This window comes from Nocardia aegles (assembly GCF_052545135.1).
The window spans coordinates 142,399-164,803 of record NZ_JBQWRI010000010.1; the positions used below are offsets into that span (position 1 = coordinate 142,399).

General features: G+C 68.3%; 22 protein-coding genes, 1 tRNA gene and 1 pseudogene. 13 read left to right on the forward strand and 11 right to left on the reverse strand.

Translation table 11 applies throughout. The annotated features are described in order from the left end of the window. The first annotated feature begins 144 nt into the window (after positions 1–144). On the forward strand, positions 145–2,511 hold the full coding sequence (locus ACT89H_RS24555) for a penicillin-binding protein (RefSeq protein ID WP_445111001.1): 2,367 nt from the start codon (positions 145–147) through the stop codon (positions 2,509–2,511). A gap of 55 nt (positions 2,512–2,566) precedes the next feature. Here ACT89H_RS24555 and ACT89H_RS24560 read toward each other — a convergent pair whose 3' ends face one another. Next, positions 2,567–3,031, reverse strand: a complete 465-nt coding sequence (locus ACT89H_RS24560; RefSeq protein ID WP_445111002.1) for a GatB/YqeY domain-containing protein — start codon at positions 3,029–3,031, stop codon at positions 2,567–2,569. A gap of 133 nt (positions 3,032–3,164) precedes the next feature. Here ACT89H_RS24560 and ACT89H_RS24565 point away from each other — a divergent pair, with 133 nt between their 5' ends. The 4 genes from ACT89H_RS24565 to ACT89H_RS24580 all read left to right on the forward strand — a co-directional run bounded on the left by ACT89H_RS24565 (position 3,165) and on the right by ACT89H_RS24580 (position 7,139). Next, positions 3,165–4,127 (forward strand): metallophosphoesterase, encoded by a 963-nt coding sequence (locus tag ACT89H_RS24565; protein ID WP_445111003.1) that lies wholly within the window; start codon positions 3,165–3,167, stop codon positions 4,125–4,127. A gap of 641 nt (positions 4,128–4,768) precedes the next feature. Beyond that, the gene (locus ACT89H_RS24570; RefSeq protein ID WP_445111004.1) at positions 4,769–5,797 is read left to right on the forward strand and encodes a DUF8017 domain-containing protein; all 1,029 of its coding nucleotides are present in this window, start codon (positions 4,769–4,771) and stop codon (positions 5,795–5,797) included. Positions 5,798–5,857: 60 nt separating this feature from the next. Further along, a tRNA-Pro gene (locus tag ACT89H_RS24575) sits at positions 5,858–5,931 on the forward strand. 485 nt (positions 5,932–6,416) lie between these two features. Beyond that, positions 6,417–7,139: an SDR family NAD(P)-dependent oxidoreductase gene (locus ACT89H_RS24580; protein ID WP_445111005.1), complete on the forward strand. Its 723-nt coding sequence runs from the start codon at positions 6,417–6,419 to the stop codon at positions 7,137–7,139. A 52-nt stretch (positions 7,140–7,191) separates the two neighbouring features. Here ACT89H_RS24580 and ACT89H_RS24585 read toward each other — a convergent pair whose 3' ends face one another. After that, positions 7,192–7,650 (reverse strand): hypothetical protein, encoded by a 459-nt coding sequence (locus ACT89H_RS24585; RefSeq protein WP_445111006.1) that lies wholly within the window; start codon positions 7,648–7,650, stop codon positions 7,192–7,194. Between the two features lie 231 nt (positions 7,651–7,881). On the opposite strand from ACT89H_RS24585, the gene ACT89H_RS24590 reads away from it, so the two are divergent. Continuing rightward, positions 7,882–9,114 carry an FAD-dependent monooxygenase gene (locus ACT89H_RS24590; protein WP_445111007.1) on the forward strand — a complete coding sequence of 411 codons (1,233 nt, stop codon included), beginning with the start codon at positions 7,882–7,884 and terminating at the stop codon, positions 9,112–9,114. 821 nt (positions 9,115–9,935) lie between these two features. Next, positions 9,936–10,331, forward strand: coding sequence for a VOC family protein (locus ACT89H_RS24595; protein ID WP_445111008.1), 396 nt, complete (start codon positions 9,936–9,938; stop codon positions 10,329–10,331). A gap of 60 nt (positions 10,332–10,391) precedes the next feature. Here the strand turns inward: ACT89H_RS24595 and bla are convergent, their stop codons facing one another. Continuing rightward, the gene (gene bla / locus ACT89H_RS24600) at positions 10,392–11,306 is read right to left on the reverse strand and encodes a class A beta-lactamase (RefSeq protein ID WP_445111009.1); all 915 of its coding nucleotides are present in this window, start codon (positions 11,304–11,306) and stop codon (positions 10,392–10,394) included. A gap of 24 nt (positions 11,307–11,330) precedes the next feature. Then, a pseudogene (locus ACT89H_RS24605) lies at positions 11,331–11,896 on the reverse strand (catalase); the annotation flags it as partial. Between the two features lie 290 nt (positions 11,897–12,186). Here ACT89H_RS24605 and ACT89H_RS24610 point away from each other — a divergent pair. After that, positions 12,187–13,425: an APC family permease gene (locus ACT89H_RS24610; protein WP_445111010.1), complete on the forward strand. Its 1,239-nt coding sequence runs from the start codon at positions 12,187–12,189 to the stop codon at positions 13,423–13,425. A 318-nt stretch (positions 13,426–13,743) separates the two neighbouring features. Then, positions 13,744–15,093, forward strand: coding sequence for a serine hydrolase domain-containing protein (locus ACT89H_RS24615; RefSeq protein WP_445111011.1), 1,350 nt, complete (start codon positions 13,744–13,746; stop codon positions 15,091–15,093). Positions 15,094–15,101: 8 nt separating this feature from the next. Here the strand turns inward: ACT89H_RS24615 and ACT89H_RS24620 are convergent, their stop codons facing one another. The 4 genes from ACT89H_RS24620 to ACT89H_RS24635 form a co-directional block, all read right to left on the reverse strand. Then, positions 15,102–16,025, reverse strand: coding sequence for an aminotransferase class IV (locus tag ACT89H_RS24620; protein WP_445111012.1), 924 nt, complete (start codon positions 16,023–16,025; stop codon positions 15,102–15,104). 55 nt (positions 16,026–16,080) lie between these two features. Further along, complete coding sequence (locus ACT89H_RS24625) at positions 16,081–16,338, reverse strand: Txe/YoeB family addiction module toxin (RefSeq protein ID WP_445111013.1); 258 nt, start codon at positions 16,336–16,338, stop codon at positions 16,081–16,083. Beyond that, the gene (locus ACT89H_RS24630; RefSeq protein ID WP_043718282.1) at positions 16,335–16,583 is read right to left on the reverse strand and encodes a type II toxin-antitoxin system Phd/YefM family antitoxin; all 249 of its coding nucleotides are present in this window, start codon (positions 16,581–16,583) and stop codon (positions 16,335–16,337) included. The genes ACT89H_RS24625 and ACT89H_RS24630 overlap by 4 nt, the downstream gene beginning before the upstream one ends. A gap of 99 nt (positions 16,584–16,682) precedes the next feature. Beyond that, positions 16,683–17,105, reverse strand: a complete 423-nt coding sequence (locus ACT89H_RS24635) for a nuclear transport factor 2 family protein (RefSeq protein WP_445111014.1) — start codon at positions 17,103–17,105, stop codon at positions 16,683–16,685. Positions 17,106–17,189: 84 nt separating this feature from the next. On the opposite strand from ACT89H_RS24635, the gene ACT89H_RS24640 reads away from it, so the two are divergent. Continuing rightward, positions 17,190–17,753 (forward strand): TetR/AcrR family transcriptional regulator, encoded by a 564-nt coding sequence (locus tag ACT89H_RS24640; protein ID WP_445111015.1) that lies wholly within the window; start codon positions 17,190–17,192, stop codon positions 17,751–17,753. 198 nt (positions 17,754–17,951) lie between these two features. On the opposite strand, the gene ACT89H_RS24645 is transcribed toward ACT89H_RS24640, so the two are convergent. Further along, on the reverse strand, positions 17,952–18,986 hold the full coding sequence (locus ACT89H_RS24645) for an aspartate-semialdehyde dehydrogenase (RefSeq protein ID WP_445111016.1): 1,035 nt from the start codon (positions 18,984–18,986) through the stop codon (positions 17,952–17,954). A 2-nt stretch (positions 18,987–18,988) separates the two neighbouring features. Then, positions 18,989–20,254 (reverse strand): aspartate kinase, encoded by a 1,266-nt coding sequence (locus ACT89H_RS24650; protein ID WP_445111017.1) that lies wholly within the window; start codon positions 20,252–20,254, stop codon positions 18,989–18,991. Positions 20,255–20,417: 163 nt separating this feature from the next. On the opposite strand from ACT89H_RS24650, the gene ACT89H_RS24655 reads away from it, so the two are divergent. Together ACT89H_RS24655 and ACT89H_RS24660 are read left to right on the forward strand one after the other, a co-directional pair. Further along, a complete protein-coding gene (locus ACT89H_RS24655; protein WP_445111018.1) occupies positions 20,418–20,831 on the forward strand; it encodes a secondary thiamine-phosphate synthase enzyme YjbQ in 414 nt (137 codons plus the stop codon). Between the two features lie 157 nt (positions 20,832–20,988). Next, complete coding sequence (locus ACT89H_RS24660; protein WP_039794508.1) at positions 20,989–21,180, forward strand: DUF1918 domain-containing protein; 192 nt, start codon at positions 20,989–20,991, stop codon at positions 21,178–21,180. Between the two features lie 81 nt (positions 21,181–21,261). On the opposite strand, the gene ACT89H_RS24665 is transcribed toward ACT89H_RS24660, so the two are convergent. Continuing rightward, positions 21,262–21,654 carry a spore germination protein GerW family protein gene (locus ACT89H_RS24665; RefSeq protein WP_445111019.1) on the reverse strand — a complete coding sequence of 131 codons (393 nt, stop codon included), beginning with the start codon at positions 21,652–21,654 and terminating at the stop codon, positions 21,262–21,264. Between the two features lie 209 nt (positions 21,655–21,863). On the opposite strand from ACT89H_RS24665, the gene ACT89H_RS24670 reads away from it, so the two are divergent. Next, positions 21,864–22,322, forward strand: a complete 459-nt coding sequence (locus ACT89H_RS24670; protein ID WP_445111020.1) for an SRPBCC family protein — start codon at positions 21,864–21,866, stop codon at positions 22,320–22,322. The last annotated feature ends 83 nt before the right edge of the window (positions 22,323–22,405 follow it).

Genomic DNA, 22,405 nt, shown 5'->3' on the forward strand with positions numbered 1-22,405 from the left:
GGGCAGGCAGATTGCGTGCGCGCCCTTCCGCGACACGCCGAGCATGATCAAGCGACACGCCCATTCCGGTTCCTGAACAACCAGTTCCGCGCTCCGGACAAATGCCGCCAAGAACGCTGGAATGGCAACCCGTAGTCTTGATTCGTGCCGATCACACATACGCTCGCGCGGCTGGCCGGCAGCTGCGTGCTGGCCTCCGTGCTCGTCGCCGGGTTGTTGTTCCCGCTCGCCGGCGGCTTCGGGTTCGTCTCCAACCGTGCCGCCGACGCTGTCGACAACGTCTCCTCGGAGCTGGTCGAGGGAACGGTGCCCGCGGTCTCGACCATGGTCGACGCGGCGGGCAATCCGATCGCCTGGCTGTATGAGCAGCGCCGATTCGAGGTGCCCAGCGACCGGATCTCCAATGACATGAAATTGGCGATCGTGTCCATCGAAGACCGCCGCTTCGCCGAGCACGAGGGCGTCGACTGGCAGGGCACGCTGCGCGCATTCCTCACCAACTCCGCCAGCGGCGAGGTCCAGCAGGGCGCCTCGACGCTGGACCAGCAATACGTGAAGAACTTCCAGCTGCTGGTGGTCGCCAAGACCGACGCCGAGCGCCGCGCCGCCGTCGAGACCACTCCGGCCCGCAAGATCCGGGAGATCCGGATGGCGCTGACGCTGGACCGTCAGCTGACCAAGGACGAGATCCTCACCAGGTACCTCAACCTCGTCCCGTTCGGAAACTCGTCCTACGGCATCCAGGACGCGGCGAAGACCTACTTCGGCGTGGACGCGGCCGATCTGAACGTCTCGCAGGCCGCGATGCTCGCGGGCATGGTGCAGAGCTCCTCCAAGCTCAACCCCTACACCAACCCGGACGGCGTGCTGGCCAGGCGCAACACGGTGCTGGACACGATGATCCAGAACATCCCCAGCCGCGCCGAGGAGTTCCGCGAGGCGAAGACCAAGCCGCTGGGCGTGCTGCCCGAACCCAAGGGCCTGCCGCGCGGCTGCATCGCGGCCAACGACCGCGGCTTCTTCTGCGACTACGCGCTGCAATACCTGGCCAACGCCGGCATCAGCCGCGAACAGATCGAGAAGGGCGGCTACCTGATCAAGACCACCCTCGATCCGGCCGTGCAGGACTCGGTGAAGCGCGCGGTGACCGACGCGGCGAACCCGAATCTGGACAACATCGCGGAAGTCATGTCCGTGGTCGCGCCGGGGCAGGACACGCATCCGGTGCTCGCGATGGCCAGCAGCCGTACTTACGGCCTGAACCGGGACGCGAACGAGACCGTGCAGCCGCAGCCGTACTCCATGGTCGGCGACGGCGCGGGCTCGATCTTCAAGATCTTCACCACCGCGGCGGCGATGGAGAAGGGTCTGGGCATCGACGCCCAGCTCGACGTGCCGGGGCGGTTCGAGGCCAAGGGCATGGGTAACGGTGGCGCCCGCGGGTGCCCGCCCGCCACCTACTGCGTGGAGAACGCGGGCCGCTACAAGTCGCCCATGTCGGTGACCGAGGCGCTGGCGACCTCGCCGAACACCGCGTTCGTCAAGCTTATCCAGGCCGTGGGCGTCACCCCGACCGTGGACATGGCGGTCCGGCTCGGCATGCGCTCGTTCACCGAAGCGGGCACCTCGGGCCACGGCAACCAGAGCCTGGCCGACATGATCAAGGAACAGAACCTCGGCTCGTTCACCCTGGGACCGGTGGCGATCAACCCGCTCGAGCTGTCGAACGTCGCCGCGACGCTGGGGTCCGGCGGCCGGTGGTGCCCGGCGAACCCGATCAAGGAGGTCCTCGACCGCCAGGGCAAGCAGGTACCGCTGACCCAGCAGGCCTGCGAACAGGTCGTCGAGCCGGGCCTGGCGAACACACTGGCCAACGCGATGAGCCAGGACGACATCTCCGGTACGGCGGCGGGCGCGGCCCACTCGGTGGGCTGGAACTTCCCGATGTCGGGCAAGACCGGTACCACCGAAAGCCACCGTTCCTCGGCGTTCCTCGGCTTCACGAACGCTCTGGCCGCCGCGGTCTACGCCTACGGCGACAGCCCGACCCCGGGTGAGATCTGCTCGTTCCCGCTGCGCAACTGCGGCGACGGCAACCTGTTCGGCGGTAACGAGCCCGCGCGCACCTGGTTCAACGCGATCAAACCGGTGATACCGCTGTTCCCACCGCCTGCGCTGCCCCCGCTGGACCACAAGTACGTGCGCGGCGCGAACAACGCGCAGGTACCCGATGTCGTCGGCATGACCCAGGGCGAGGCCACCTCCGCCCTGGTCGCGGCCGGCTTCCAGGTGTCGCCGGTGACGGGGGCGGGCGATCGGCCCAAGGGCACCGTCATGGGCACCGCGCCCAACGGGTCGGCGATCCCCGGCTCGGTGATCACGCTCTACATCAGCGACGGCACCGTCCGGGCGGCGCCACCGCCCGGACCGCCCCCACCGCCGCCGGGCATCCCGGGACTGCCCGTGCCGCGGCTGCCACCGATCCCCATCCCGATTCCCATCCCGCGCTGAGCACGCGAAAGGGGCCGCGAACCGTTCGGTTCGCGGCCCCTTTCGCTTCGCCGGCCTACAGCCGCGCTTTCACCGCGGCCGAGATACGCGAGCCGTCGGCCTTGCCCGCGGCGAGGCCGGTGGCGATCTTCATGACCTGCCCCATCTGGCGCATGCCGGGACGCTCCCCGGTCTCCTCGGCCACCTGGGCGATGGCGGTGTCGGCGAGATCGGCGACCTCGGCGTCGGTCAGCTGGGTCGGCAGGTACTCCTCGATGACGCGTGCCTCGGCGTGCTCGTTCGCCGCCAGTTCGCCGCGCCCGGCCTGTGTGTAGACCTCGGCGGATTCGTTGCGCTTCTTCGCTTCCCTCTGCAACACGGAGACGACCTCGGCGTCGGTGAGTTCACGGGCCTGTGCGCCGGCGACCTCGGCGTTCTGAATCGCCGACAGCAGCATCCGCAATGTGGAAAGGCGCAACGTGTCCTTGGCTTTCATCGCGGCGGTGAGATCCGCTCGCAGCTGCGATTTGAGTTCCGACATGCCGCTCACGGTAGCCGCTGGGGCGCGGCGGTCCCACTACATTTGCCGCGCGGCCCGATTTCCGGCCGGAAAAACGGGCGCCTGTGCGGAAACACACTCGGCGCTCCTGCGCGAGGTCACCTATGCTGGCCAAATGCCCGTGATCTCGACCTCTGCTGTCCGCACGACCGCGCTGGGAGCCGCCGGAGCCGCGGTGGCCGGAATCGGCTACGCCTCGCTGGTCGAACGCAACGCCTTCGTCCTCCGGGAGGCGACCATGCCGCTGCTGGCACCGGGGTCGTCGTCGCTGCGGGTGCTCCACCTCAGTGACCTGCACATGACGCCGGGCCAGAAGCTCAAGCAGCAGTGGCTACGGGAACTGGATCGACTGGAGCCCGACCTGGTGATCAACACCGGCGACAACCTCTCGCACCAGAAGTCGGTACCCGCGGTGGTCCAGGCCCTCGGCGGATTGCTGTCCCGCCCGGGCCTTTTCGTTTTCGGCAGCAACGACTACTTCGCGCCGGTGGCGAAGAATCCGCTGAAGTACTTCAAGAAGGACCATCGCCGCACCTACGGCGCTCCGCTGCCGTGGAAAGACTTGCGCGCGGCTTTCACCGAGCGCGGCTGGCTCGATCTGACGCACGTGCGCCGCGACCTCGAAGTGGCGGGCATCCGCATCGCCACCGCCGGTGTCGACGATCCGCACTTGCAGCGCGACCGGTACGACACTGTCGCGGGCGCCCCGAATCCGCTGGCCGACCTGCGACTCGGCCTCACCCACTCGCCCGAGCCCCGGGTGCTGGACCGTTTCGCCGAAGACGGGTACGATCTGGTGCTCGCCGGGCACACCCATGGCGGCCAGCTGTGCCTGCCCGGCTACGGCGCCCTGGTTACCAACTGCGGGATCGACCGGTCCCGGGTGAAGGGCCCGTCGAAGTGGGGCGAGCACACCCAGTTGCACGTCTCCGCTGGTGTCGGCACCTCGCCGTGGGCACCGTACCGATTCTGCTGCCGCCCGGAGGCGACCCTGTTGACGCTGGTGGCCGCGCCGCCGAAGCGACCGGGAGCCGACACGGGCCAGGGAGTGTCGGCATCGGAGGCCGTCGCCCGCTAATGTCCCCTGCCGAGACGTGTGGCAGGTAGGGGACAACTGTGAGTGGATTCGACGACCGGCGCGGCCCGACTACTCCGGGACGGCCCGCCGGGCCGCCGACTCCTCAGCACCAGGCTTTTCCTCCCTTGCGTTCGGTCCTCCCACCGCCGGACGACGACAACAGCGCTCGTCCGCCGCACAGCGGAGCGCAACAGCAGCCCACGCAATCGCAGCCGGGCGGGCACGCCGAACCGGGACGCCCAGCAGGCACGCCTTGGCAGCGCGCGGCTCGAGATCAGTCCTCCGCGGAGACTCCGGGGCAGTGGCACGACTCGAACCCGTTCCCGTGGCAATCAGACCCGGCCATCCAGTGGCAGCCGTACCAGCAGCCCGCACCGACGCTCCAGTGGCAACCGGGCTGGCAGAGCGATTCCGCTCTCTCGTGGGCGCCCGACGGCGGTTCGGCGGCGAGCCGGTCCGCGCCGGACGACCCCACCTTGTTCGCCCCGCCGGGCGGTACGCGGTCGGGATCTGATCAGCCCGGACCGACCGGCCGCGACGATCAGACCAGGCCGGCCCGGTCTCTCCGGCAGACGCCCTCCGGGCAGTGGCCGCCGCGCGCCGAGCCGGATCCCGGCGCACGTGGGCGTACCGATCCGACCATGTTCGGGCAGCCGCTCGGTGCGCTCGACCAAACTGCCGCCCTGGGTCACCGCGGGCCGAGTTCCCCGCCGGAATCCGGCGATTCGGCGCCCACCCTGCTCGGCTATCCGAGCCCGAACGGGTTCGGCCAACCGGCGCAGACCTTGCCGTGGCAACCCGGCGGCGGCCCCGGGCAGCACGGCACGGCGCCGCAAGGCGGATTTCAACCTGGCTACCCTCCGCAGGGCGGATTCGGTGGACCGCCGCCGAACCCTCCGGGCGCAAGCAAGGGCGGGAAAAACGTCCTCCTGGCCGGCCTGGCGGCGCTGTTGGTGACCGGTCTCGTGGCCGGGGCGGTGGCCCTGACGAGGATGAGGACCGACCAATCCGCCCAGGGCGCCGAGCCGTCGCTGGTGGACGCGCGCACTACCGCCACCAGCCCCACCGCGGGCGCCGCCCGGACTACGACCAGATCCGCTCCGACGACGACCGCGCGGGGTTCCGGCGACACAACTCCGGTTGTGCCCGGCTATCAGGTCGTCCGAGCACCCGACAGCGGCGCCGCCTACGATGTGCCCGCCGACTGGACGGTCGCGCCGCAGGGCACCATCGGAGGTTTCGGCGAGCCACCGAACGCCGTCGCGGGCAAAGGCTTGGCCAGTGAGGGCAAAGGCTACTGCCCCGGCTCGACTCGGACCGTAGCCTTCCTCACCGGCTCCAGCACCTCCGACCCGGGGAAAGCGGCCACCGAACTCGGCACGAGAACCGCCACGCTCGCCTACAAGGCGACGCCCGGCGGCACACCCGGTCTGCCCATGCCGCTGGCGTCGCTGGACGGGTCGCAGCACGGCATGTTCGTGGAGACCAAGGGCACCGTCGCCGACGCCAAGCCCGGCTGCGCGAAGGCGTACTCCGTCTACACCGCCGCGTTCCCCAACGACCAGGGCAACTTCGTCATGGTGATCGCCGCCGACACGGGCGTCCCGCACGCGCTCGACGCCGATACCGCCAAGCGCATCTTCACCAGCATTCGCCCCCTCGCAGGGTGACTGACCTGCCGGTTTAACGTCTCGGGCAGCCCTGTTGTAAGCTACTCCAGGTCCGCTTCACGGGGTGTGGCGCAGCTTGGTAGCGCGCTTCGTTCGGGACGAAGAGGTCGCAGGTTCAAATCCTGTCACCCCGACTCGTGGTTGAGACGACGGGAAGGCCCCTGACCAGCATTGGTCGGGGGCCTTCTCCGTTGCCGGGAACGACCGGAGCAGTGCGGATGCCGATCGGCGTCTCAGCCCTTCGTCCCGGTACTCGAGGCGGATCGCCTCGGCTGTGCGTCCGAACCCGCGGGCGGGCAAGTCGTCGCCCGCGTCTGCCGATATCGAATTCATCGCTGCGCCAGCGCAGTTTCGCGAGCAATGCCGACCCGGATGCGTAGCCTCGGCACATGCTTGCCCGCTACAGTGCATCCGGACGCACGGAACCGCTTCTATGCCTGCGCGCGACCAGACTTCGGCATTCATTCCGCGCTACCCCGGCCCGCGGCCGTCGCGGCCACTCGCCGTTGCCGGCGAACCGGACACGATGGCGGCCGACGGACCTTCGTAGGTTGGTCCGACCGCATGCGGGAATATCATCGCTGAAACCGAATTCCCGCAATCGACGAAAGGTCAGCAGATGAGCAAGCCCGTCGACGGCGCGCCCGCGGACAGACCACTGTCCGGGAAGACCGCGCTGGTCACGGCGGCCTACACCGGATTAGGCAGGTCGATCGCGAAAACGCTTGCCGCGCAAGGCGCTCAGGTCGTGGTGCACCATCCACATTTCCCGGAGCCCGCCGCGGACGTGGTCAAGGAGATCACCGAGGCGGGCGGCGCCGCGCTGGCACTCGCGGCGGATGTCGCCGATCGGGACGAATACGAGGAGCTGGTGCAGGCGCTGCTCCAGGATTGCGGAGGGTGGCACGTATTGGTCAGCACCGCGGCGGTGCCGGAGTCCGAGCCGTTCCCGAAGCTCAGTTCGGAGGCGTTCGACAGCGGTTTCGCCGCGACGGTGAAGGGCGTCTTCCACGGCCTGCAGCTGGCCTTGCAGCACCTGGCCGACGAAGGCCGGGTCATCACCGTTTGTGATCCGGCGAACCCGGGCGGCGCGGTGCACGACGCGACGCGCGGCGCGGTCGAGCAGCTCGGCCAGGCCGTGGCACCCGACTTCGCGCCCCGGCGGATCACCGTCAACACGGTCAGCTACGGCGTCGGCACAACCGGCAACGCGGAACTCGAGACCGCCATCGCCGCGATGGGCCCGACCGAGCCGAGCGCGGTGGTCGCCTATCTGGCCGGTGCGGCGGCGAGCACGGTGAACGCCCAGATCATCCGGCTCGACGGCGCGGGCGGCCGGTAGCCGCGCACCGGGACCGGCGCGCCCGCGCTCGGCGAGCGCGCCGGTCGGACGCTCAGGCGGTAACCGTGCTGCCGTAGGAACTGAATCCCCGGCCCAGCGCCTGGCAGGTGAAGCTGCCGTGGAAGCCGACCTGGCACGACGCCCCCGCGTATTCGATGATCGGGCCCCATTGTCCCGAGCCGGTCTTCACGTCCTCGATCCTCGGATTGCCACCCGGCAGGGTGTACGGCGTAGCGGGGTCGAAGGTGGGATGCGCGGGCAGCCAGCCCTGGTCGATCACGATCTCGCTCACCGTCACCGGCACCGGGATGTAGGTGCCGCCGACGTAGTAGCTCAGGTGCTGGGGATAGCCGAAATCACAGCCGACGGAGCCGTTTGCGAAGATCGCGCAGTTCGTGCTGCCCGCCGAGAAGTAGACCGTGCCCGGGTCGGCCTGGGCGTTACCGGCCGCCACAAGGGTCGCCACCGCCGCGGCGGCGAGTGCTCCGGCGAACTTCGTTCTGCGCTTCATACCGTCTCCTTGATGATTCGCTGATGGACGACCGACCCGATGACTCTGTCGAGCCTGCGGCGGATTGCGTTTCACCCCGGGTACCGCGCATGGCCGCGAGATCTCCTCGCCGCCATGGGCCTTTGTCGTTCGAAGCCGCTTATACATTTGTGCTAGACATCCGTGCCACCGCATGTTAGACATATGTCTGAGACGTTTGATCAAGCCCACCGATGGGAGTCGAGGAAAGTCATGAGCGCCAAGTCCATCAGCAGCCAGCTCCGCGTGCTCGTCGCAGGCGGCGGCATCGCCGGCAATGCCGTTGCGCTGCAACTGCTCCGGTCCGGCATCCGGGCCACCGTGGTGGAGCGCGCCGCGGCGCCGCGACCCGGCGGGCAGGCTGTCGACCTGCGCGGACCCAGTCACGAGGTCGCCGAGCGGATGGGCATGATGCCGGGCATCCGCGAGTATCAGCTCGACGAGCGCGGCATGAAGTACGTCGACGACGCCGGCCGCGAAATTCTCCGCATGTCCTCCGAACTCTTCGAGGGCAAGGGCGCGGTCGCCGAAATCGAGATCACTCGAGGGGATCTCAACCAGGTGCTGCTCGACCTGCTCGGCGCCGAAGGCGGCGTCGACTACCGCTACGGCGAGTGGATCACCGAGATCGGACAGGACGACGCGGGCGTCGAGGTGACCTTCGCCTCCGGCGCGGCCGAACGATTCGATATCGTGATCGGCGCGGACGGGCTGCACTCCGCCACCCGCGCGATGGTCTTCGGTCCCGAGGAGCGGTTCGCGACCTATCTGGGTGGATACATGTCGTTCTTCACACTTCAGCGCCCGGAAGACCTGGAGCCACACTGGTTCACGATGCATTCGCTGATCGGCGGCACCGGCTTGGGCATCCGCCCCGACGCCGACCCGGCCACCTGCAAAGCACTTGTCGTGCTCCGCGCGGCGGCGGACCCCGCCTTGCGGCGCGACGTCACGGCCCAGCAGCGGTTCATCCGCGAGCGGCTGGCCGGCGGCGGCTGGGAGTCGGCTCGCATCTCGGCGGCGATGCCCGAGGCGCCGGACTTCTATTTCGACGAGCTGGCCCGCATCGACATGCCGAGCTGGGTACAGGGCCGGGTGGTGTTGCTCGGCGACGCCGGGTACTGCGGTTCCCCGCTCACCGGGCAGGGCACCGCGATGGCCCTGGTGGGCGCGTACGTGCTCGCCGGTGAACTCGCCGCGCACGCCGACGACCCCGGGCAGGGCTTGGCCCGCTACGAAGAGGTGCTGCGCCCCTTCGTGAAGACGGCCCAGCAGTTGCAGCCGGGCGGCCTCAACGCCATGACGCCCAAATCCCGCTTCGGCATCCGCGCGGGCCACGCCATCAGCAAGCTGATGACGTCGAAGGCGATGCGACCGCTCGTGATGCGGATGCTGAGCAAGACCGAGACCTACGATCTGCCCGACTACTCGGCGGCGACCGTCTGAGCCGGCGGCCGACGTTTCGACCGGGGCCCCGCGCGGCTCCGGTCGACAACACCGCACGACAAAACCGGCAAATTGTATAGAACACGTTCCAGGTCGGCCGGCCGATCCCTCGACGACCGGCCCAGCCGCTCCTGCTTCGCATCGGACCCGGCGCCGCACACCCGTGGGTTACCTTCGGCAGCCGCAACACCGTCTCGTTGCCGGTCAGCTCCAGGAAGAGCCGGCGCGAGCGACCGCTCCGCGTCCCGCGTCCGCCGGGGCCGGCCACCCCTCGTAGACCGGCCCCGGCGGACACCATCCCCGAGACCCCGACCTGTCACCCCTCGAGACAGGTCGCTGCTCGGTTCGCACCTGCGGTGCTGGGTATGTCCCTCCCGCGAGAAAAACAATGCAGGCACGGGCTTGGCGCGCTCTTAAGAACACCTTGCAAGATCGCAATCGCGGGTGAGCGGGTTTACCAAGCGGTGACCCGGCATGCGCCTACCGCCCTGCCGCGGATCGCGGGATGATGGTCATAAGTGCGCCAAGAAGATTGGGAGCGACGATGGAAACCGTGGTGGTCTGGATTCTGGCCAGCCTGTTCTACTGGTGGGGCCTGCTGTAGGTGATCGAGCCTGGCCGCCTGATCCGGCCAGGTCTACTACAACTCGTCGTTATCCGCTCCGCCACGTGGGCGGGCGCCAAGCATTCGTACCCACCGCCGTGACCGAATCCGCACCGTCGACCGCATCGCGTGTCGGATTCCGGCGTATGCCGCGACCGGGGAGGCCACGACCCCGGGCATCGCTCGATACTCGGTTCACCCGATCCGAGAAGGAGTCATGATGCTTACTGTCCTGCCCATCAGGTACGTCGCGGATGTGGAAGCGTGCCGGAAGTTCTACGCCGGTCTCGGGCTGGCGCTCGATCCGACAGCGAGTCTCGACATCTGGGCGCAGCTTTCGGGCGACGCGGGCGCGGTCGGGCTGCACGACTTCAGGGTGTCGAAAGGACGCCCGGCCGGATTCGTCGAGCTCGGGTTCGCGACCGACGAGAAGTTGGAGGCGGTCGCGAGCCGGCTGCGCGAGCATGGCTACGACTACGAGATCCACGACGAGGACTTCGGTCGCAGCTTGCGGGTCGTCGACCCGGACGGCGTGACACTCCAGATCCAGGAGATCGACATGGAGGTCGCCAGGGTGTCCGAGTCCGCCTTGACGGAGACGCCCGACCAGTGACACCCGGACCGATCGGCGAGTCGAAGTGACAGGCGAGCGGGAACGCGGCTCCCGGGCAGGTCACCGGAGCCGGTCTACGACCACCTTCGCCACTTCCACCAGCAGGTCGTTGTCGACCCCGGCGTCCGCGTCCGGTTTGCGGCTCAGGATCGCGATCACGATCGGCGCCCGGCCGCCCTCCGGCCACACGATCGCGACGTCGTTGGCGGAGCCGTAGGCGCCGGTGCCCGTCTTGTCGCCGGTGACCCAATCGGCGGGCAATCCCGCGCGGATGCGCTTGTCACCGGTCGTGTTGGCTTTCAGCCAGGCGACCAGCTGGTCGCGTTCCCGCGCGCCGAGCGCGTCACCCAGCGCCAAGGCGCGGTAGTCCGCGGCCAGCGCGGCCGCGGTGGTGGTGTCGCGTTCGTCGCCGGGAATCGCGGTGTTCAGTTCGGTTTCCCAGCGGTCGAGCCTGCTCGTCGGATCACCGAGCGTGCGGAGGAACGCCGTGAGCCCCTCCGGGCCACCGATATCACGTAGCAGCAGGTTGCCCGCCGTGTTGTCGCTGCGGGTGATCGCGGCCTCGGCCACGCGCGCCAGGGTCATCCCGCCGGCCACCTCGGCGCTGGTCACCGGCGAGTTGTCGACCAAGTCCGCCTCGTGGAAGCGGACCACCTGATCGAAGTAGCCGGTGTCGAGCGGATGTGCACGCAGCACCGCGGCAGCCGCGAGCGTCTTGAAGGTGGACAGGAACGGGAAACGCTCGTCGGCGCGATGGGTCACCGTTCTACCGGTGCCGGTGTCCACCGCGAACAACCCGACCCGTGCCCCGTACCGAGCCTCCAGGTCGGCCACTCTCACGTTCGCGGCGGGCCCGGCCTCGCCGCTCGGCGTGATCGTCTCCGGCTGCGCCGCACCGGTTTCCGCACCGCAACCGGCCAGCAGCGCCAACGCGGCGGCCAGCGCCACCCGGTAATCGCGTGTCAGCCGAGACATGCCATCACTCTGGCACCCGAGCACCTACCGGGCAAACTTGATCGGCCGGACACGCCGAAGGCAGGTGCTCGGCGCCGCGCACACCTGCCTTCGATGCGGATTACTCAGGCCCGCGAGTTGTCGAGCCCGGCGCGCACGCCCCCTCGACCTGCCGAGTTCGGCGTCCACGTTTTTCCAAGTGGAATACCCAGCTCAGCACGGGCTCTCGGACGCCGCCGAGTACGTGGCCGACCATGTTGTCCACCAACCGTTCCCGCTGCGCGTGGTGTCCGCCTGGGTGAAGCCGCCGTCCTCGGCGTGCTGGATGTAGCCGGCCCGCACGATGGTCGGATCGAAGTCCCAGATGCCGTCGTCCGGCGCCTGTTCCGGGCCGGCGTGCGGTCCGCCGAACGAATTGGGCGCGTACACCGGCACATTCGGGTCGTTGTAGTGGTACCGCATGGCGACCCCTTGGAGGAGGAGTTCACTTCCGCCGCCCTGGCCTGGTTCGGCGGCAGCTGCGCGTAGTTCGTACCGATCCGGGAGCGGTGCGCGTCCGCGTAGGCGAATACCCGGCCGCGCAGCATCTTGTCCGGCGAGAAGCCGATGCCTCGATCGCCCTCGCAGCTCGCCGCACCGGGCCGACCGAGGCCGGACGTGGCGAGCGTCACAAATTCCGGTCGGAATAGGTTCCGGCACTATGTGGTTGAACCCCCTGTCGACGTCCGGACAGCCCCGGGCCGCACCCTTTGTCGCTACGAGCGACCACTCGCCGAGAGGCGCTTGTGGGACGTCGACGACTACTACACCACGGCGCCGCCAGGTCATTGCAACCTGGCGGCGCTGTCGCGTCTCGCGGAGTCGCGCTGCGGGGGTGGGGGTGGTGCGGGAGGATTCGGTTATGGCTTCGCTGGATGGGACCTTGCGTCGAAGGCTCGGGCTGGTCGATTCGGTGGTCATCGGGTTGGGGGCGATGGTGGGGGCGGGGATATTCGCGGCGCTCGCGCCTGCGGCGGCTGCGGCCGGGAGTTGGGTGCTGGTGGCGCTCGCGGTGGCGGCGGTACTGGCGTATTGCAATGCGACGTCGTCGGCGCGGCTGGCGGCGCGGTATCCCGTTTCCGGCGGCACGTATGTGTACGGGCGTGAGCGGCTCGGACGGTTCTGGGGGTATCTCGCCGGGTGGGGGTTCGTCGCGGGCAAGACGGCCTCTTGCGCGGCGATGGCGTTGACGGTCGGTAGTTATGCCTGGCCCGAGCAGGCACACGCCGTGGCGGTGGGCGCGGTGGTGGCGATCACCGCGATCAATTACACGGGCGTGCAGAAGTCGGCGTTCGCGACTCGGGTGATCGTCGCGGTGGTGCTCACGGTGCTCGCCGTGGTGATCGTGATCGGGCTGTTCGGAACGCATTCGGCGGCAACCGCCCTACCCGGCCGGATCGGTCCGCGCGACGTGCTCACCGCGGCGGGACTGCTGTTCTTCGCGTTCGCGGGGTACGCGCGCATCGCCACGCTCGGCGAGGAGGTGCGCGAACCGCGACGCACCATCCCCCGCGCCATCATGATCGCGCTCGCACTCGCGCTCGCGGTCTACACGCTGGTCGCGGTGGCGACGCTGAGTGTGCTCGGCTCCGCCGGACTGGCCGAGGCGACCGACCCGCTCGCGCGAATGGTCGGCGCGGCGGGGGTTGCGGCTACCGCGCCGGTGGTACGGATCGGCGCGGTGGTCGCGGCGGCCGGATCGCTGCTCGCCCTGATCCTCGGCGTATCCCGCACGGTGCTGGCCATGGCGCGGGACCGCTATCTGCCGGGCGCGCTCGCCGCCGTGCATCCGCGGTTCGGGGTGCCGCACCGCGCCGAACTGGTGGTCGGCGCGCTCGTCGCCATGGTCGCGGCGCTCTTCGATGTGCGCGCGGCCATCGGGTTCTCCTCCTTCACGGTGCTCTTCTACTACTTGATCGCCAACATCTCCGCCACCACACTGACCGCCGAGGAGAATCGGCCGCCCCGGTGGATTCCCATGGTCGGTGCGGTGGGATGCGTCGTCGTCGGATTCGCGTTGCCGCTCGGCTCGGTTCTCACCGGGCTCGGCGCACTGATCATCGGCGCGGCGCTGTATGTGTTGGGGAAGCGCTACCGCTAGAAGTCGGCGTCGGCCGCCTCCTGGACCGGCCGCGCTGGAGACATCGGGCAAATGCCACCGCCGAAACGGTCGCGCGGCGGGCCGTCCGCGCCCGAGCATGGCGAACGGCGCGAGAGCCGGATCCGGCGCAGTCGGCCGGATCATCCGACCCGCAACAGCTCCGCGCGCCCGACTCGGCATCGACACCGCTTGTGCCGTCCTTACCGCACACACCCAGCGAACGACCCTGTCCGGTCAGCGTCTCGTTGCGAATATCAGACGTCCAGTTCCCCGCCTGTTAACCGCGTGAACAGGCCGAAGGACGCTAGCCTTTTGCGCATGGGGCGTTTCGGTGGATTCCTGGCGGGAATCGCGGCGGTTTCGCTGGTGGCGGGCAATGTCTTCGCCGGAAGCGCGGTCGCCGCGACCGGCGACGAGCTGCGCTGCGCGGTCACCTCGGGGCGCGATCTGGAGCGGGCGGCGCCGGAGCAAGTCGGCTTGGATTCCGCGAAGCTGCGGGACGCGCTGACCTTCGCGGCCGGTCGAAACCGTTTCAACGTGCAGGTGTTCCGGCACAACTGCCTCATCGGCGAGGGGCCGACGAACGCCCAGAGCGGCAATGTGGCGTGGAACATCTGGAGCGCGACCAAGAGCATCGTCTCGCTCCTGGCCGGAATGGCCTGGGACCAGGGAAAACTCGATCTCCACGCGCCCATCGACCGCTATCTGCCCACCGGACTCGGTGATGCGCAGCACCGGTCGATCACCGTCGAGAATCTGCTCACCGAGACCTCGGGCATGCGGGTAGGCGTGCTGACCGAGGGCGTCACCGGTGTGATCCCGGTCGACCCCGACAGCGCGGTGCAGGCGCTGGGCGTGCCGCTGGACAACCCGCCGGGCACCGTCTTCACCTACAGCCAGCGCAATGTCGACCTCTTGTCCTACGTGCTGGAGCTGGCCGTCGCCGAACCTCTGCAACAGTTCGCGCAGCGGGAATTGTTCGATCCGCTCGGGATTCCTCGCAGCGACTACTACTGGGCTCAGGACCGCTCCGGGCATACCTACGGCTACGCACACCTGATGATCCCGCCGAACGACTTCGCGAAGCTGGGACTCCTGGTGAGCAACGACGGGCGCTGGGGCGAACAGCAGATCGTCTCCCGTGCCTACCTGCGCAAGGCGCGCACGCCCTCACCGACGAACGCGTGCTACGGGTACCTGTTCTGGCTCGGGGGCGGTTGCGCCGAGATCGCCGACTTCCTGCCGGGCGACGTCTACGCGATGGCAGGCCTCGGCATGCAGAACGTCTTCGTCATACCCAGTCTCGACCTCACGGTGGTGTGGACCGGCGTCTTCGGGAACGTCAGCAGCCAAGGCGTGTCCGGAGTCGTGCAGAACACCCAGGAATTGCCCTACGAGTTCTTCCGCAAAGTATTCGACGCGTTCTACGACCGGCCGGTACCCGACCCGGGCCCGTACGCCGAGCCCCCGCTGCGACTGGACCCACGCCGTTTCGTCGACACGGACATCCTGATCGCGGTGTTCGGTCTCGGTCCCGCCGCCTATCCGGGCTGCAATGTGTTCGCTTGCCTGAATCACCCGCTGGATCCGCCGTTCGCGGACACCCCGCCGGGTTGCGCCATCCTGGTCTGCCTGGGACCCGACCCGCGCACCCCGGCGATCCGCTGAACGACCCGCTACCGGGTCGCGGTCAGATCCGCGATCCAGCCGTGCACGTCGTCGGTGCGCAGTGCCGCATGGTGGCGTTTGCGCAGTGCCTGGGAGATCGGGCCGGGGACGCCGTCGGCGACCAGGCGGCCGTCCACCGCGACCACCGGCGCGGCACCGGATGATGTGCCGGTGACGAACACTTCGTCGGCGATGTACAACTCGGTGAGATCGACGGTGCGCTCTACCACCGGAATCCCGTCTTCGGCCGCCAAGGTGAGAACGGTCCTGCGGTTGATGCCGTCGAGGATGTCGCAGGAGACGTCGGGCGTGATCAGTGTGCCGTTGCGAACCAGGAAGATATTCGCCGCGCTGAGTTCGCAGACGTGCCCGTTACCGTCGAGGAAGACACAGTCGTCGTAGCCGCTGTCGATCGCGTCCTGCTTGGCCAGCACCGAGTTCACGTAGGCGCCATTGACTTTCGCGCGAGACGGGATCGCGTTGTCCGGTATGCGCCGCCACGGACTGGATTTCAGGCGCATGCCGTCCTGCGGGACGATGGGCACCGCGTCGTAGACGAACATACTGACCCGAATGGCGCAGCCCCGCACCTGCGTGCCCGGAATGGACTCAACCACATGCACCGTCGCCCGCACGAAAACGTCCTCGCGCGGAGCATTCGCCGTGATCAATTCCACGACGGCCGTACGGAACCGCGCGTAATCCCACTCCGCCGCGAACCCATCGATCCCGATGATCTTGCAGGATTCCTCGAGCCGGCGGAAATGGTCGTCCAACCGGAAAGCGGTGCGCGCTGCCCCATCCACGTGCACCGGGAAGACAGTGTAGACACTGAGTCCGTACAACACCGCCGACGATGCGACGCTCACCGTGGCCGCTTCGGCCGCGACGATCCGGTCGCCGAGATACACGTGAGGATGAGGATTCGCCATCGGCGCAGGCTAGCAGCCCGGCCCAGCGCGGAGCGAGGCCTTTTCCGCGCCGAGGTCAGTCGTAGTGCTTGCCGACCTTGGCGATCCAGACCGCATCGTCCACCACTCGGTAGACGATGCGGTGCTCCTGCGTGATCCGGCGCGACCAGTACCCCGACAAGTCGTGCTTCAGGGGCTCGGGTTTACCGATACCTTCGAACGGATCGCACAAGATTGCTTTGATCAGCACGTTGACCTTCTTCAGCACGACCCGATCGCGCTGCAGCCAGGCCGAATATTCTTCCCATGCGGATTCGGAGAATACGACCTTCATTCGATGAGGTCGCGTTCGACGCCGCCGCCACCTTCGAGTTCTTGAATCGATCGGCGTAGGCGCGCCCCGTCACGCCCGCTCAACAGCTCCACGGTCGTCATCAGTGAGTCGTAGTCCTCTTTGGACATCAACACCGCGTTCCCCCCTTTCGACACGATCTCGATCGTGTCGTGATCTTCATTGACCTTCCGGACCAGGGGGAACAGGTTCTTTCGCGCTTCACTCGCAGTAATCGCAGCAGCCATGATCCCTCCAGCCATCAGTACGACATATGGTACCACTGCCTGGAGCAGGGCCATCGGTTCCGGAGGCACGCCGACAGCGGGGTTCCGCCGAGCAGGAACTCAGCCCGCGGCCAGGCGGGCGAAGCGGGCGGTGTCCATGTAGTCGCGGAACAGCACTACTTCGCCGTCGCGGACTCGGACAACGTTGACGGACGTGCGCACCCGGGCGCGACCGGAACCGGGGACGGTCATGTCGACCTCGTTCTCCACGAGCAGCACTTCGGGATCGGTGGTCTCGTAGACCTGGGGATGAATCGCGTGCACTTCGATTCCGGAAAGCCCCGACCACCGCTGCGCCAAATGCGCGCGGATCGCCTCGCGGCCTTCCAATCGGGTCGCAAGCCCCGGGATGGTGAACGGGATCTCGAAGACCGCGTCGGGCGCGAGCAGCGCGACGAACGCGTCCGCATCGCGAGCTCGCAGGTCGCCGAACAACCGCTCGACCAGCTCGCGCGGGCTGCGCACAGAAGGATCGGTCGCCATCACACACCTCCAAATAACCGGAACGCAAGACCCGCTTATCATCCGGAACGTGCGCCCCGATTGTCAACAGTAGACTCGCTTCTCGTGACCGAACCCGAGCGACGACCGCTGCGCGCCGACGCTCGCCGCAACCGCGAGCGGGTCCTGGCAGCCGCGCAGGAAGCCTTCGCGGCGGAAGGGCTCTCGGTGCCGCTGGACGAGATCGCGCGGCGGGCCGGGGTCGGCGCGGGCACCGTCTACCGGCACTTCCCCACCAAGGAAGCGCTGTTCGAGGCGGCGATCGTGGACCGGGTGAACCGGATCATCGCGCTGGCGAGGGAATCGGCCGACGCCGCCGAACCGGTGCCCGCGTTCTTCGACTTCCTGGACCTGCTCGTGGCAGAAGGCAGCGTCAAGCGCGATCTCGTCGACGCCGTCGGCGGCCCGGACGCCCCGGCATATCTCCGGCCGGTGCACGAACTCAACGCGGCCATCGGCACGCTGCTCACCCGCGCGCAGCGGGCAGGCGGCGTGCGCACCGACATCGCGGTGGAGGACCTGATGCGCGTCATCAAGGGCGCGTTCCTCGCCACCCACGGCACCGCCGCCACTCCCGCGCAGCGCGAACGCACCTTCGCCGTCGTCTTCGATGGCCTGCGCGTCCGCTGACCCATGCCATAAGCGCCTGCCCGAAGTGGGCGGCCGATCGATCCCTCCGCCCTGCTCGGCGACCAGCGCAGCGGGGATCAGCGATACGACGCCGACCGTCTCCACCGGCAGCATCGTCCACGCGCCGGGCGCGGGCGCGCACGCGGAAACGACGAACGGGCCGCGAAAACTCCACGGCCCGTTCGATCGACGAATGTCTCAGCGGTCGCTGAGCAGCACCTCGGCGATCTGGATAGTGTTGAGCGCCGCGCCTTTTCGCAGGTTGTCGCCGGAGATGAACAGCGCGAGCCCGCGACCGTCCGGCACACCCGGATCCTGACGGATGCGGCCGACGAGCGAATCGTCGACGCCCGCGGCGGCGAGCGGAGTCGGCACGTCGACCAGCTTCACGCCGGGCGCCTTGGCCAGGATCTCCTTGGCGTGCTCGACCGAGAGCGGCTCGGCGAATTCGGCGTTCACCGAAAGCGAGTGGCCGGTGAAGACCGGCACGCGCACGCAGGTACCGCTCACCGCGAGATCCGGGATGCCGAGGATCTTGCGGCTCTCGTTGCGCAACTTCTGATCCTCGTCGGTCTCGCCCGAGCCGTCGTCGACCAGCGAACCGGCCAGCGGAAGCACGTTGAACGCGATGGGCGCGACGTACTTGTCCGGCGGGGGGAAGTCGACGGCGCGCCCGTCGTGGGTCAGCTTCTCGGCCTCGTCGATCACCGCGCGAGCCTGGCTCACCAACTCTTCGACACCGGCCAGGCCGCTGCCGGAAACCGCCTGGTAGCTGGAGACGATCAAGCGGCGCAGACCGGCGATGTCGTGCAGCGGCTTGAGCACCGGCATGGCCGCCATCGTGGTGCAGTTCGGGTTGGCGATGATGCCTTTGACCAGGTTGCGCGTCTGCTCCGGGTTGACCTCGCTGACCACCAGCGGGACCTCGGGATCCTTGCGCCACGCCGAGGAGTTGTCGATCACCGCGACACCCGCCGCGGCGAAGCGCGGCGCCTGCACGCGGGACATGGTGGCGCCCGCGGAGAACAACGCGATGTCCAGGCCGGACGGATCGGCGGTCTCGGTGTTCTCGACGACGATCTCGCGGCCGCGCCACGGCAGCGTCTTGCCCGCCGAACGAGCCGAGGCGAAGAACCGGACCTCGTCGGCCGGGAAGTTGCGCTCGTGCAGTAGTTTCCGCATCACGGCGCCGACCTGCCCGGTCGCGCCGACGACTCCTACCCGAACTCCCATGCTTATCGCCCCGTCCCCGCGTGGACCACCGCGACCTCGTCGCCGCCCAGATCGAACGCCTTGTGCAGCACCTGGACCGCCTCGTCCAACTCGGTGTCCTTGACCAGCACGGAGATCCGGATCTCAGAGGTGGAGATGAGATCGATGTTGACACCCGCCTTGGCCAGCGCCTCACAGAAGGTGGCGGTGACGCCGGGGTGACTCTTCATGCCCGCACCGACCAGCGACACCTTGCCGATGTGGTCGTCGTAGAGGACCTGGGAGAACCCGATGTCGGACTGGCGCTTGGTCAGCATCTCGACCGCGCGGGCGCCCTCGGTCTTGGGCAGCGTGAACGTGATGTCGGTCTTGCCCGTCTCGACCTTCGAGATGTTCTGCAGGACCATGTCGATGTTGATCTCCGCGTCGGCTACGGCGCGGAATACCTTGGCGGCATAACCCGGTTCGTCCGGCAGCCCGACCACGGTCACCTTGGCCTCGCTGCGGTCGTGCGCGACGCCGGTGAGGATTGCTTGCTCCAAGGGGATGTCCTCCATCGATCCGTAAACGTAGGTGCCCTGCTTGTCGGTGTAGGACGAGCGCACATGCACGGGCACGTTGTAGCGGCGGGCGTATTCCACGCAGCGCAGCATCAGCACCTTGGCGCCGCAGGCCGCCAGTTCCAGCATCTCCTCGTAGGAGACCTGCTGGAGCCGCTGCGCGTCGGGCACGATCCGCGGGTCGGCGGTGAAGACGCCGTCCACGTCGGTGTAGATCTCGCAGACGTCCGCGCCCAGTGCGGCGGCCAGCGCCACCGCCGTGGTGTCCGAACCGCCACGGCCCAGCGTGGTGACATCCCTGCTGTCCTGGCTCACGCCCTGGAAGCCCGCGACCAGCACGACGAGCCCCTCGTCCAGCGCATCGCGGACACGACCCGGGGTCACGTCGATGATCTTCGCGTTGCCGTGCGCGCCCGTGGTGATCACGCCCGCCTGCGAGCCGGTGAACGAGCGGGCCTCCGCGCCGAGCGAGTGGATGGCCATGGCGACCAGCGCGTTGGAGATGCGCTCACCCGAGGTGAGAAGCATGTCCATCTCACGGGCCGGCGGCGACGGCGCCACCTGCTGGGCCAGATCGAGCAGCTCGTCGGTGGTGTCGCCCATGGCGGAGCAGACGACCACCACGTCGTGGCCCTGCTTCTTGGTCTCCACGATCCGTTCAGCGACGCGCCGGATCCGCTCGGCGGTCGCTACCGAGGATCCTCCGTACTTCTGAACCACGAGAGCCACGACAGGGTCCTCCAAGATCGACAACAAACTGGTAACAGTCATTCAGGGTACCGGCCGAGGCCAGCGGTTTTGCTTCTACCTACCCGGCTTGTGGAAAAGCACACAGGCGCATCCGATCCCGATCATCCCACGCGCCACGCCGCGGATGGGGGACGATGGGCGCATGAAGAGCACGCTGCTCGAGGTGCGAACGGGCCACAGTGAAGTGGTGCAGGACATCACGCCGCAGTGCGCGACCTTCGTGCGCGAAGTGGGCGGGGACGGGTTGCTGCACGTCTTCGTGCCGCACGCCACCGCCGGAATCGCGATCATGGAACTGGGCGCGCGAAGCGACGACGACCTACTGGCCGCGCTGCGCGATCTGCTGCCCGCCGACGACCGGTGGCGGCACGCGCACGGCTCGCGCGGACACGGGCGCTCGCATGTGCTGCCCGCCCTCGTCCCGCCGTACGCGACCGTCCCGGTGCTGGGCGGAAAGCTGGCCCTCGGCACCTGGCAGTCGATCGCGCTGGTCGATCTCAATGTCGACAACCCGGACCGCCAGGTGCGGCTGTCGTTCCTCACCGAGGCGAGCTGAGCGGGCCGGGAGTGGCGCCGAGCGCGAAACCAGGAGCGGAGCCGGGCACTGATCGAAGCCACGGTCGAGCGCGTGAGCAGCGCGACCGACTGAATCGAAGCCGCGCCGTGGTCTGGAGTGGTTGTGACGCGCAGCCCTGGCGGTCGATAATGGGGCGATGATCGCACATGTAGGAGATCGACTCTGCGTGCACGGACACGTGGTGGGCGAAGTGGATCACCTGGCCGAGATCATCGAGGTCCGCGGACCGGACGGGACGCCGCCGTACGTGGTGCGTTTCTCCGACGGTCACGAATCGCTGGTGTATCCGGGGCCCGACGCGATCGTCGAGCCCGCTACGTCGGAATGAACGCCGCGCCGGATCGAGCGCTGGACGACCTCGCCTCCGCTCGGCCCGGCGCTCGCCGGCGGCGTACTCGCGCCGCGCCGCTCAGTCGCGTCGCTTCAGGCGGCGGGTCAGCGCGAACGCGAGGATTCCCGCGATCAGCACCCTGCCCGCCGTCGCGATGATCGCGTTGACATCCACGGCCGGGTGCCAGGTCAGCCGACCGTCCCGGAGCACATAGGCGCCGACGGGCTTCGCGCCCACGCCGAACGCCACGCCTTCCCCGGACCCGTCTCCGTCGGCGCTGTTCCCGGCGCCACCGCCGCCGCCACCGCCGCCCCCGACCGAGGCGGCGGGGATGACTATCGCTCCATCGCGTTCGTAGGGCTCCCCGTATACCCGGCGCACCGTGATCGTGTCCCGAGCCTGTGCAAGCAGTTCGGCGTATTTCATGACGTCCTCCCGCCCGTACCTACGGCGCCGGAAATCGGCGCCCATTCGGATCCGATCGTAGGCGCGCGGACCGCCGGCATGCGGGGTCCTTCCGACCGAAGTTGCTATCACGGTTGCCGATCGCCGATCTCGACCAGATAACGGCACGTTATCCCGGTTAGCCGAGAATCGGCCTGGCACAGTCGAGTTGACGCAGCGTACAAATCACGGAGACAATCGGCCCGAATTGTCCACCCGGGGGTCGGAGGTATGCCATGCGCACCAAGACGGATATCCGATTCGTCATCGACACGGATCCCGATCAGGTCATGGACGCCCTGACGGATGTCGAATCGCTTCCGGAATGGTCGTCCGCCTACCGCGACGTGCGGGTCGCGACCCGCGACGCACGACGCAGGCCGCGGCGGGTCTTCCTCGAGGCGGAGCTACTCGGCAGTTCGGATCTGCAAGTGCTGGAATATGATTGGACCGACGACCGGTCCTCCTGGATCGTCACCGACAGCACCAGGGGCGTGCGGGGCGGCGGTTTTTTCGAGGTGTCCGACAGCGTCGACGGCACGCACGTCTGGTACCACGTCGAACTCTATCTGCCCCTCCCGGTTCCCGGATTTCTACTCAAACGCAGTTTCCGCAAGGCCAACCAGGGGGTCGTGGAGTGCTTCATAGATTTCGCCGGGCGGTTCCCCGAAACGGAGACCTATCAACCCGTATAGCGCGGACGGCTACGCTCTGCGCGAAATCGCTCCGGATGACGCGGCGAACCGGGGCGGAATCGAGCGGAGTGCGACGATGAGCC

Coding starts and splice junctions, on each gene's coding strand:
- ACT89H_RS24660 (WP_039794508.1), top strand. CDS start 20,989: ATGATCGCACATGTAGGAGATCGACTCTGCGTGCACGGACACGTGGTG.
- ACT89H_RS24615 (WP_445111011.1), top strand. CDS start 13,744: ATGGGGCGTTTCGGTGGATTCCTGGCGGGAATCGCGGCGGTTTCGCTG.
- ACT89H_RS24635 (WP_445111014.1), bottom strand. CDS start 17,105: ATGGCGACCGATCCTTCTGTGCGCAGCCCGCGCGAGCTGGTCGAGCGG.
- ACT89H_RS24645 (WP_445111016.1), bottom strand. CDS start 18,986: ATGGGAGTTCGGGTAGGAGTCGTCGGCGCGACCGGGCAGGTCGGCGCC.
- ACT89H_RS24585 (WP_445111006.1), bottom strand. CDS start 7,650: ATGAAGCGCAGAACGAAGTTCGCCGGAGCACTCGCCGCCGCGGCGGTG.
- ACT89H_RS24665 (WP_445111019.1), bottom strand. CDS start 21,654: ATGGGCGCCGATTTCCGGCGCCGTAGGTACGGGCGGGAGGACGTCATG.
- ACT89H_RS24580 (WP_445111005.1), top strand. CDS start 6,417: ATGAGCAAGCCCGTCGACGGCGCGCCCGCGGACAGACCACTGTCCGGG.
- ACT89H_RS24625 (WP_445111013.1), bottom strand. CDS start 16,338: ATGAAGGTCGTATTCTCCGAATCCGCATGGGAAGAATATTCGGCCTGG.
- ACT89H_RS24595 (WP_445111008.1), top strand. CDS start 9,936: ATGATGCTTACTGTCCTGCCCATCAGGTACGTCGCGGATGTGGAAGCG.
- ACT89H_RS24610 (WP_445111010.1), top strand. CDS start 12,187: ATGGCTTCGCTGGATGGGACCTTGCGTCGAAGGCTCGGGCTGGTCGAT.
- ACT89H_RS24570 (WP_445111004.1), top strand. CDS start 4,769: ATGTTCGGGCAGCCGCTCGGTGCGCTCGACCAAACTGCCGCCCTGGGT.
- ACT89H_RS24630 (WP_043718282.1), bottom strand. CDS start 16,583: ATGGCTGCTGCGATTACTGCGAGTGAAGCGCGAAAGAACCTGTTCCCC.
- ACT89H_RS24670 (WP_445111020.1), top strand. CDS start 21,864: ATGCGCACCAAGACGGATATCCGATTCGTCATCGACACGGATCCCGAT.
- ACT89H_RS24565 (WP_445111003.1), top strand. CDS start 3,165: ATGCCCGTGATCTCGACCTCTGCTGTCCGCACGACCGCGCTGGGAGCC.
- ACT89H_RS24655 (WP_445111018.1), top strand. CDS start 20,418: ATGAAGAGCACGCTGCTCGAGGTGCGAACGGGCCACAGTGAAGTGGTG.
- ACT89H_RS24560 (WP_445111002.1), bottom strand. CDS start 3,031: ATGTCGGAACTCAAATCGCAGCTGCGAGCGGATCTCACCGCCGCGATG.
- ACT89H_RS24620 (WP_445111012.1), bottom strand. CDS start 16,025: ATGGCGAATCCTCATCCTCACGTGTATCTCGGCGACCGGATCGTCGCG.
- bla (WP_445111009.1), bottom strand. CDS start 11,306: ATGTCTCGGCTGACACGCGATTACCGGGTGGCGCTGGCCGCCGCGTTG.
- ACT89H_RS24590 (WP_445111007.1), top strand. CDS start 7,882: ATGAGCGCCAAGTCCATCAGCAGCCAGCTCCGCGTGCTCGTCGCAGGC.